The organism is uncultured Methanobrevibacter sp. (assembly GCF_947170395.1).
GTDB lineage: Archaea > Methanobacteriota > Methanobacteria > Methanobacteriales > Methanobacteriaceae > Methanocatella.
This window is the reverse complement of the sequence record NZ_CAMVTE010000048.1, coordinates 1-9,317: the sequence shown is the minus strand read 5'-3', so window position 1 is coordinate 9,317 and position 9,317 is coordinate 1. Positions and strand designations below refer to the sequence as shown.

The 9,317-nt window shown below is 33.1% G+C and carries 15 protein-coding genes; 11 read left to right on the top strand and 4 right to left on the bottom strand.

Going from position 1 to position 9,317, the window contains the following annotated elements:
* From Q0W04_RS09975 to Q0W04_RS09955, 5 genes are all read left to right on the top strand, one after another.
* Positions 1-95: bifunctional ornithine acetyltransferase/N-acetylglutamate synthase (locus Q0W04_RS09975; protein ID WP_298502807.1), on the top strand; the 95-nt coding region annotated here is incomplete at its 5' end.
* Between the two features lie 307 nt (positions 96-402).
* Complete coding sequence (locus tag Q0W04_RS09970) at positions 403-1,005, top strand: class I SAM-dependent methyltransferase (protein ID WP_298502805.1); 603 nt, start codon at positions 403-405, stop codon at positions 1,003-1,005.
* A gap of 112 nt (positions 1,006-1,117) precedes the next feature.
* Complete coding sequence (locus tag Q0W04_RS09965) at positions 1,118-1,705, top strand: class I SAM-dependent methyltransferase (protein WP_298502802.1); 588 nt, start codon at positions 1,118-1,120, stop codon at positions 1,703-1,705.
* Complete coding sequence (locus tag Q0W04_RS09960; protein ID WP_298502799.1) at positions 1,706-2,416, top strand: 2-C-methyl-D-erythritol 4-phosphate cytidylyltransferase; 711 nt, start codon at positions 1,706-1,708, stop codon at positions 2,414-2,416.
* Positions 2,409-3,425: an alcohol dehydrogenase catalytic domain-containing protein gene (locus Q0W04_RS09955; protein WP_298502796.1), complete on the top strand. Its 1,017-nt coding sequence runs from the start codon at positions 2,409-2,411 to the stop codon at positions 3,423-3,425. The genes Q0W04_RS09960 and Q0W04_RS09955 overlap by 8 nt, the downstream gene beginning before the upstream one ends.
* Here Q0W04_RS09955 and Q0W04_RS09950 read toward each other — a convergent pair whose 3' ends face one another.
* Entirely contained in the window at positions 3,426-3,953 is a 528-nt protein-coding gene (locus Q0W04_RS09950) for a hypothetical protein (RefSeq protein WP_298502794.1), read from the bottom strand. It abuts the gene before it with no gap.
* Between the two features lie 178 nt (positions 3,954-4,131).
* Positions 4,132-5,496, bottom strand: a complete 1,365-nt coding sequence (locus tag Q0W04_RS09945; protein WP_298502792.1) for an MATE family efflux transporter — start codon at positions 5,494-5,496, stop codon at positions 4,132-4,134.
* Positions 5,497-5,542: 46 nt separating this feature from the next.
* Between Q0W04_RS09945 and Q0W04_RS09940 the strand changes: the two genes are divergently transcribed.
* Positions 5,543-5,869, top strand: coding sequence for a hypothetical protein (locus Q0W04_RS09940; protein WP_298502789.1), 327 nt, complete (start codon positions 5,543-5,545; stop codon positions 5,867-5,869).
* On the opposite strand, the gene Q0W04_RS09935 is transcribed toward Q0W04_RS09940, so the two are convergent.
* Positions 5,864-6,031, bottom strand: a complete 168-nt coding sequence (locus tag Q0W04_RS09935; RefSeq protein WP_298502787.1) for a hypothetical protein — start codon at positions 6,029-6,031, stop codon at positions 5,864-5,866. The genes Q0W04_RS09940 and Q0W04_RS09935 overlap by 6 nt on opposite strands.
* Positions 6,032-6,083: 52 nt before the next feature.
* Between Q0W04_RS09935 and Q0W04_RS09930 the strand changes: the two genes are divergently transcribed.
* From Q0W04_RS09930 to Q0W04_RS09915, 4 genes are all read left to right on the top strand, one after another.
* A complete protein-coding gene (locus tag Q0W04_RS09930) occupies positions 6,084-6,341 on the top strand; it encodes a hypothetical protein (protein ID WP_298502785.1) in 258 nt (85 codons plus the stop codon).
* A 185-nt stretch (positions 6,342-6,526) separates the two neighbouring features.
* Entirely contained in the window at positions 6,527-7,408 is an 882-nt protein-coding gene (locus Q0W04_RS09925; RefSeq protein WP_298502783.1) for an SAP domain-containing protein, read from the top strand.
* A 3-nt stretch (positions 7,409-7,411) separates the two neighbouring features.
* A complete protein-coding gene (locus Q0W04_RS09920) occupies positions 7,412-7,999 on the top strand; it encodes a DUF998 domain-containing protein (protein ID WP_298502780.1) in 588 nt (195 codons plus the stop codon).
* 60 nt (positions 8,000-8,059) lie between these two features.
* A complete protein-coding gene (locus tag Q0W04_RS09915) occupies positions 8,060-8,308 on the top strand; it encodes a hypothetical protein (protein WP_298502777.1) in 249 nt (82 codons plus the stop codon).
* Positions 8,309-8,312: 4 nt separating this feature from the next.
* Here Q0W04_RS09915 and Q0W04_RS09910 read toward each other — a convergent pair whose 3' ends face one another.
* On the bottom strand, positions 8,313-8,870 hold the full coding sequence (locus Q0W04_RS09910) for a 4Fe-4S binding protein (protein WP_298502774.1): 558 nt from the start codon (positions 8,868-8,870) through the stop codon (positions 8,313-8,315).
* Positions 8,871-9,033: 163 nt separating this feature from the next.
* Between Q0W04_RS09910 and argB the strand changes: the two genes are divergently transcribed.
* A partial coding sequence (gene argB, locus Q0W04_RS09905; protein ID WP_298502771.1) for an acetylglutamate kinase occupies positions 9,034-9,317 on the top strand: 284 nt, incomplete at its 3' end.

The following is a 9,317-nucleotide window of genomic DNA, read 5'->3' as shown; positions in this document are numbered from 1 at the left end:
ATATTGATATGGATTTGGGTGATGGTGAAGCTACTGCATGGGGTTGTGATTTAACATATGATTATGTTAAAATTAATGCTGAATATACCACTTAAAGAAAAGCTTTAAATATCTTGAAAACAAATATTTTTTTGTTATATATATTCTAATTTTATTATTATCAACTGTAAGGAGGGGAAAATATGGCAAAAGTTAAAGGAACTAACAGAAGAACAAGACAAAAAAGAAGTTATACTAAACCTGGTAGTAAAAGAGGAAGAGGAGTAAAACAAACTTGGAAAAAATAATCCTCTTATAACTTTTTTTATTTATTTTTAACAATTTTTTTAGCGTTTTATACATTTCATCATATTGAAAATTATTATATACTATTTTTTAAAGAATATTATCTAGGTGAAAAATATGATGATGCCGGAAAATGGACACAGAGCTCACGGATTCTCAAGTGCATTTTTCCTGGATTCCGATGAAATATTAAACGAGTTGGATATTCAAGGAAATGAAACTTTTATGGATGCAGGTTGTGGTGACGGTCACAATGCCATTAAACTTTTGGAAGATTATAATCATAAGGGAACTGTTTATGCAGTAGATATTTATGATGCCTCCATTGAAGACATGGAAAAATATAAAGAAGAAAACAATGTTGAAAACTTAATCAATATCGAGGCGGATATTACTGAAGGAATTCCGGGCGTGGAAGACTCTTCAATTGATATAGTTTTAATGGTCAATGTTTTCCATGGATTTAAAGCATCCAGAAAACTCGATGAAGCCGTCATTGAACTTGGAAGAATTGTTTCTCCAGATGGCAAAATTGCAATCATGGATTATAAACCTTGGGATGTTCCAAAAGGACCTCCAACTAAAATGAGAAGCTCTCCTGAAGAGTTGGAAGAACTGTTTGCAAAACATGGTCTTAAAAAGATTTACCTAAACGAAGAAATCGGTGAAGACATTCCCGAAGGTAAATCACACTACCTGATTATGTTTCAAAAAGAATAATTAATCAAACTTTATGGAATGTGTTCATTCCATCTATTTCTATTTTTTTCATTGAAAATTATTATATACTATTTTTTAAAGAATATTATTTAATCAAAATATGGTGATTATTATGGAGCATAGACATCACGGAAAGTCAAGTGCGAATTTTTTGGATGCCGATGAAATCTTAACTGAATTGGATTTGAAAGGAAATGAGACTTTTATGGATGCTGGCTGCGGTGACGGTTATATTGCCATTAAAGCTATCGATAAATATCTTCCCGACGGCAAAGTCTATGCAGTGGATAACTACCCTCAATCCATAAATGATTTGGAAGAATATAAAAAGGAAAATAATGTTGGAAATCTGTTTAATGTTGAAGCGGATTTGGCTGGTGAAATCTCAGAAATTGAAAAGGCATCTGTTGATGTCGTTTTGATGCTTAACGTATTTCACGGTTTTAAGAAAAATGCCGATGAAGCCATTTTGGAACTTAAACGGGTAACCAAAGATGATGGCAGAATTGCCATAATGGAGTTTGCGCCTGTCGAAATGCAGTTCGGACCCTCTTTGGAAGTAAGGGTTTCTCCGGATGAGCTGGAAAAACAGTTTAGCAATCACGGTCTTAAAAAGATTTATTTGAATGAAGATATCGGCGCTGAAATTCCAGATGGAAAATCACATTACTTGATGATATTTAAAAAGGAGCAAATTTAGATGATTTTTGCAGCTATTCTGGCCGGGGGAATCGGATCAAGAATGGGAGGAACCGACACTCCAAAACAATTCCTGCCATTGGGTGACCGACCGGTTATTATTCATACTATAGAAAAGTTTGTAATAAACAGTAAAATTGATAAAATAATAGTTTTAACACCAAAAAATTATATCAATCACACAAATCATTTGATTGAAGAATATATTGGCGATAATGAGGGCATTGTTGTTATTGAAGGTGGAAAAACAAGAAATGATACTCTTATGAACAGTATCAATTACATAGGTGAAAATTTCACAATCAATGATGAATCAATTATCATTACTCATGATTCAGTAAGGCCTTTCGTTACCCATAGGATTATTGAGGACAATATTGAAGCCAGCAGAAAATATGGTGCATGCGATACCGTTGTGCCGGCTACCGATACCATTGTCGAAAGTGTCGACGGCAACACAATTTCAAATATTCCTGTGAGGTCAAATTATTACCAAGGCCAAACGCCACAGAGCTTCAATATAAATAAACTTCATTCATTAATGTGCAGTTTAACAGAAGATGAAACTAATATACTAACAGATGCATGTAAAATATTCACTTTGAAAGGTGAAGATGTATATCTAGTAGAGGGAGAAGTAACAAATATTAAAATTACTTATCCTTATGACTTGAAATTAGCAAATACAATACTTGAGGACCAACATGATTAATATTGTCTACAGATTAAAATCTCCAAAATTTTTTGAAGAGTCAATTGATGAAATAGAACTTGACGGTGTAGTTGTAAGGCCAACTTACCTCTCGATCTGTCAGGCTGATCAAAGATATTATCAGGGATCAAGACCGGCAGAGATTTTAGATAAAAAATTGCCGATGGCTCTGATTCATGAAGGAATTGGTGAGGTTGTATTTGACAGTGAAGATAACTTTAAATCAGGAGATAAGGTTGTCATGATTCCAAACACTCCTTTTGGAGGAGATGTGTGCAGAGCCAATTATTCATACAAATCCAAATTCCGGGGAAGCGGTTTTGACGGTTTCACATCTGATTTAATCAAAATGGAATCTGATAGGGTTATCAGAATACCTGATGATTTTAATTTGCATGTCTCAGCATTCATTGAACTGATTTCTGTTGCTTATCAGGGGATTTCAAAATTTGAAGAGATTTGCGTTACTCCAAAGGATGTCTTGGGTGTATGGGGAGATGGAAATCTGGGATTTATCACAACTTTACTTTTAAAGGAGATGTTTCCACAATCCAAAGTAATTATTTTCGGAAAACATCAGGACAATCTTGATTTGTTTTCATTTGCTGATGAGGTTTACAGAATCCATGATGTTCCGGATGATTTGGTTGTTGACCATGGATTTGAATGTGTCGGCTCAAGCGCTTCACAATCTGCAGTTGACCAGATGATTAATATAATTAACCCTCAGGGTACAATCAATTTATTTGGAGTAAGTGAATATCCAATTCCAATTAACACTCGTTTGATTCTCGAAAAGGGATTGACTGTCCAGGGAAACAGCCGGTCTGAAAGGGAGGATTTTATAGGGGTTGTTGATTTGCTTTCCAAAAATCCTCGATTGTTTACATATCTGGAGAAACTGATTACCAACGTATGTGAAATTAATTCCCTGGATGATTTGAAAGAGGCTTTTGATAAGGATTACATTTCCAAATTCGGCAAAACAATCCTCAAATGGAATAAATAATTAATAGTGGTATCTGTTAATTATCTTAAGATATTCCGTTCTGTAATAGTTTCTGTCCTCTTTTCTGCATTTGACTGGAAGTTCTTCCAGGGCTTTCAAATCTTGGTTAGTGAGCATTTCATTTCTTTTTATTTTTTCTTTTATGTGGTTTAATGTAATCTCACATAAATCTTCCTGAATGCATGCCAATTTAATTGCAAATGATGCATCTGATCTTATTTCACATTCCCTAACGCAGACGTTTACGTTTTTTGGACAAATCAGATATAGATTTACGAATCTTTTATGCTTTTCATATAGGTTTTCAGCAAGTTCGACATGTTTTACAAGTTCATGTTCGTCAAAATCTGTTTGCTGGAAGTCTAAACCAACAAATTGCCCGTCATCTGTTATAAATATGTCTCCGCCCTGATAGACGTGTCCGTCAAGTCCGAGTTCATCCTTATCTTCAATGCATTTCATCTTTCTTTTGTCATTAAATGTTTCCTGAATAATTTTTGTTTTAACTTCGTTATGTTGTTTGCTCATAGTATGACCTTTTTAATTTATTTTGTAGTTCTAATATTTGAATTAGAAGTTAATAAATTATTCAGTTGTATTTTAAAGCAATTTAATGGTGTTAAATCAATTTTTACGTTGTTTTGTAATTTTTTGTTTCGACATTTCCAATAACATTATTATATTATCTTTTAAAAAAAATTTGGAATCAATTTCCAAATTTTGCTCTTGTTCTTTTAATTTCATATCTTGCAAATACGTAGTTTATGACACTTGCGATTGCCCTACCGATACACAAGCCTAACCAAATACCTACAAGTTCCAAATTAAATACAAATACTAAGATATAAATTAAAGGAACCACGAAAATGATTTCCCTTAAGATTGTAAACATTAAACTGTATGTGCCTTTGCCGATACCCTGATAGAAGAAACTGGATGGTATTCCAATACCTGTTAAAATCAATGTTGGACACGCAATCTGAAGATATTGGGCAATTCCCGGAACCAGGCCTGCAGTTTCGGGAGTATATGCAAATAATGTAGCCAAAGGAGTTGCAAAAATAACTAAAATCAGTGTTATAAATGTTCCCAGTGCAAGACCGAATTTAGCACCATATTTATGTGTCCTTGAAAGGTAGTCTCCGTTTTTAGCACCGAATGCACTTCCGGATACTGCAATAACTGCTGAACCGATAGCTGTCAGGGGCATTATTGCAAATAGGTATAGTCTCTGTCCGGATGTAAATGTGGCTATTCCGTAATCTCCTCCGACAAGTGAAATTACAATCAGATATATTGACATTGCGATTGCCATAATAAGCATATCAAGTGAGGAAGGAATTCCGACCTTTAGAATGTCTTTGGTTAAATGTGAGTCAAATTTAAAGTTTTTAAGGCTAACGTCAACATAAGTGTCTTTTTTAATTAAAATCCAGTATAACATTATTATCGCAGCGATTGCTGAGCTTACAATTGTTGCAAGTGATGCTCCGGCGGAACCTAAACCGCAGGTATAGATAAATATTGGATCAAGACTTGCATTCAAAATAACGGTGGCGACTACAACATACATTGCCCTTTTCATGTCTCCTTCTCCACGAAGAATTCCACTGCACCCATTTGAAAACATAAAAGCAATTAAACCTAAAAACAGTGGTGTTGCATATGCAACGGCTTCGTTTAATGTCTGTCCTGTTGCACCATAGCTAATAAGTAAAGGCTCCTGCACGATAATGAAAATAATTGTCAGGATGATTGAAGCTATAAAAAAGATAACTAAAGATTGTGTTGCGGATTTATTGGCCATCTCATGGTTTTTTGCTCCAATAAATCTTGAAATGCTGCTTGTTGCACCATTTCCTAGTCCTACGCTTGCTCCGTTCAACACCATAAATATTGGTGTTACAAATCCAATGCCTGCAATGGCTGTCGGTCCAAGACCTGCTACCCAGATTCCATCAATGATATTGTATAGTGCGGTTAAAATCATCGAAATCATAATTGGGATAGCTAATTTTTTTACAGCTTTTTCAGGCTCTCCTCTCATTAACTCAACATTTTTATTAGCCATAATATTAATTATTGATTGAACTAATATTTAATCAATAGGTGATATTGTGGATTATGAAGCAATTATTTGTGAGAAATTTCCAAATTGTGATGTTGAAGTAATTACTCCTGATATTTTTGAGATGGAAAAACTAGTTGAATACATCAGTGATGATATTGTTGTTTACAAGCCATTTTCTGTAATGGTAAGCAGACATTTCATAAGATTCATGATGAATGTTGGCCATCGAGGCAAAATATATTATTTGAATGGCTTTTCCGATGATGATTTAAAAATAGTTCATTCGGGACTTTTGAAATTTACTTGGAAAAGGGATGTTAAAATAAACTTATTTAAAAATGCAAATCCTGATAAGGACATATTGGGATTATAATTGGAAGAACTCATCACAATATTCACAATAATAGTTATAACTGCTATTGCAACAATTTCCAATGATTATTTCGTTTTCAAAGGATTCAATAGCCAGTTCTTCTGTGGGATGTCCATGAAATACTCTTTTTAGTTCTCTTTTGCATCGGGGGCATGTTTTCATATTATTCAATTATATTAATAATGAATCTTAAACATTATTATAGGTGTAAAAAATGATTATCAATGTTGGCGCTGAATTTGGTACACATTTGCAATCTAGTGAAGATGCAGTAGAATTAATCGAAATTCTAAATAAGATTCCTGAAGATAGTTTCATAATTGATTTTAAGGATGTAAATTTCCTTACAATGAACTATGCTCAAGCTTATTACACTGCTAAACTGGAATCCTCTAAAAACATTTCCGAGATAAACTTATCAGATGAAATCAGTGTTGTTATGGGTGCTGCTGATGAAGCATGTAATCCATAATTCTTCTATTTTTTATAATTTATGGGCAAAAATATTAAATTAACTAAAGAAGATATTATATTATGTTTATAGTTACAATTTTGAGTTGACTATTATTTTTTAAATTTATATGCTTTCTTAATTGGAAGTTTGATTATAACATTCGGTAATTGAAATATTGCTGATGAAATATAAAAGGTGTTTATGTGAGTGAACAAAAATTAGAAGTTTTCAATGTTTTAAATTTTTTAAACAGCGGTTATGAACTTGAAGATATTTTAAATGAAGGTCAATTTGGAACTTTTCCATCAGCACAAGACTGCATTGATTATCTTGTAAAGGAAGGTTATCTTGCAGGTGAGGGGGGAGCACTTACTGCTGAAGAAATATCTAAAAAATACAAAGTTGCTGATTTAAAAGAAATTTTAAAAGAAAATGGTTTAAAAGTATCCGGTAAAAAACAAGAACTTGTTGAAAGGGTAATGCCGGTTTTAAACGATGGTGAAAACGCTGGAGATTATGAATTAACAGCAAAAGCAAAAGAATTTTTGGCTGAAAATGAATGGATAGACTTATACATGTTTGCACTTGTAGCATTCAGGTTTGAAGATTATGAAACCTATGTTGCAAGCTCCGCTGCTGATAATATTCAGACAGCACACAAATTCTGTGACGAGATTGCATCAAGAGCGTTAATGGCAAATCAATTTTTAGTATTCATTGATGCACTTTCTGCAAAGGCTCATGTTTATGCATATGAGGGGGATTATGAATCATTCCTGGACTATGATTTGCAACGCTATATCTTAGGGTTAAACCCAATTGTTATGGATGCTCAAAGTTATGCTTCATATGACCCCGTAAATTATGCAAATATAATTAATTTAAAAAATGTTACAGATAAATTTGATTTTGGCAGTCTAAAGAAAAGATTTGATAAAATATGGTTAAAATCCAATATCAAAAACACTACTGTGCCTAAAAAGATTGCTTATAAAATATTGCAAAGGGCTCTTGACGGTGCAGACATCGAAGAGTTAAACTTCGATATAAAAGAGAAATATTTCAATAAAAAATTTGGAATTTAGATTATGAAACGTAAAGTTGCCGGAGCAGTTTTGATTGTAGGTAGTATATACTATATTATAGCTGAAGCTATTTCTGCAACTTTTTTTAAATCTTCACTTTCAAATACTTATATTTTTCACACTATTTCTGAATTGGGTATTCCTAATGGAAATTCTCCATTATTTTGGCTTATGAATTCAGCTTTTATTTTAATTGGTATTGCACTTATTTTTGGCTATTTTTATAAATTTAAAGATTGCATTGTTAAAAATAAAATTATTTGTTCTATTTTTGCATTGATAACTGCCTTTGGAGTTATTATTGTTGGTTTAATTCACGGTGGAAATCCTCTGACTTCAGGTTACCACACCTTGGGAGCAGTCATGGCGATTTTAGGTGGGAATATATTGCTTGTTTTAATTTCAAAATCCATGGAGGATTTCGGAAGATATCAAAAAATAACACTAATTTTAGGCATATTTGGTTTAATCGTATTTTGGGTAATGTTCTTTAACATGGAAAGTATTTATATGCCAGTCTTTGAGAGGTTATCAGTATACACTTTAATTGTTTGGAGTTCTCTAACAGGCATCCATTTGTTAGATAAGTAACATTTTTCTCACTAAAAATTTATATGCTAATTTGTTAAATTAATTTTAAAGGTGATAAGAATGACAAACCTTGATAAATCAATTGAAGAAGAAATCTTAGCGATTGTCGAAAAATACCAAAAAGAAAACACAAAACTTTTAAACTACCTTATTGTCGATAATGAGATTACATTTTTCTCCCCCATCGGAAATGGTAGTGAAATAACTGCAAGTGATTTGCAAAAAGTAGCTGATATTTTAAAAGGCTCATTCATAGGAATGGAAATTGTAAATCAGGAATACAGATTTAAATTTAAAATGGGTATCTAAATACTCATTTCTCATTTTTCAAATACTCTTGAGTGAGCTTACATTCACTCATACACTTTGTACAACCTAAACCGTTTCTATACTGATTAATTATATATTCGCCACAAACCTCGATGTCAATAATATCTTCTCTATTCAGTCTATCGTTCCATTTTTTAGGATTAATTGCACCAACTGGGCATGCTTTTTGGCAATTTTCGCATTCATCACATTGGGAATCTGTAATAGGTTCACCAAATTCCAGAGGCATATCAGTCAATATTGCTCCAAGCGCAACTGCTGAGCCATATTCTGGTGTAACAAATAATGCAGATCTGCCAATCCAGCCAAGCCCGGATTTAGTGGCTATAGTTTTGTAGGGGAGAATGCTTAATAATTTTTCCATATCACATTCATTACGAGTCATTGTTAGAGCAAATGCGTTGTATCCAAGATTTTTAATAAATTCTTCGCCTTCAAGTGCAATTTTGGTTAATTTGTCAATTTGAGCATGGAAACATTTCCAATAGGCTTCATAGTCTTCATCATCGACTAATCGAATTGCTCTTTTGGGCAACTTCAAAACAAGACTGATTCCATTGGGTAGATCAATAAACTCGCTGGCCAGTCCCTCAACATCCGCATAACCTACTTTACTTACTCCAAGCTCAAGAAGGTATTTCTTAACATCACACATATGCTTAATTTTATAAATGATTAAATAAAATATTATTGTTAGTGATTAAATGAAAGATATAGATGTTTTAATTGAAGCTTTGCCTTACATTAAAAAGTTTCATGGCAAGAAAATTTTAATTAAGTATGGTGGACATGCAATGGTGGATGATGAAGCAAAGTCATCTACAGCTCGCGATACTGTTTTACTCAAATATGTGGGAATGAAACCTCTCATCGTTCATGGGGGAGGTCCTGAAATTTCAAGATCAATGGATAAACTCGGAAAGGAACCGAAATTCATCAAAGGTTTAAGAGTAACCGATGAAGAGACCATGGAAATCATTGAAATGGT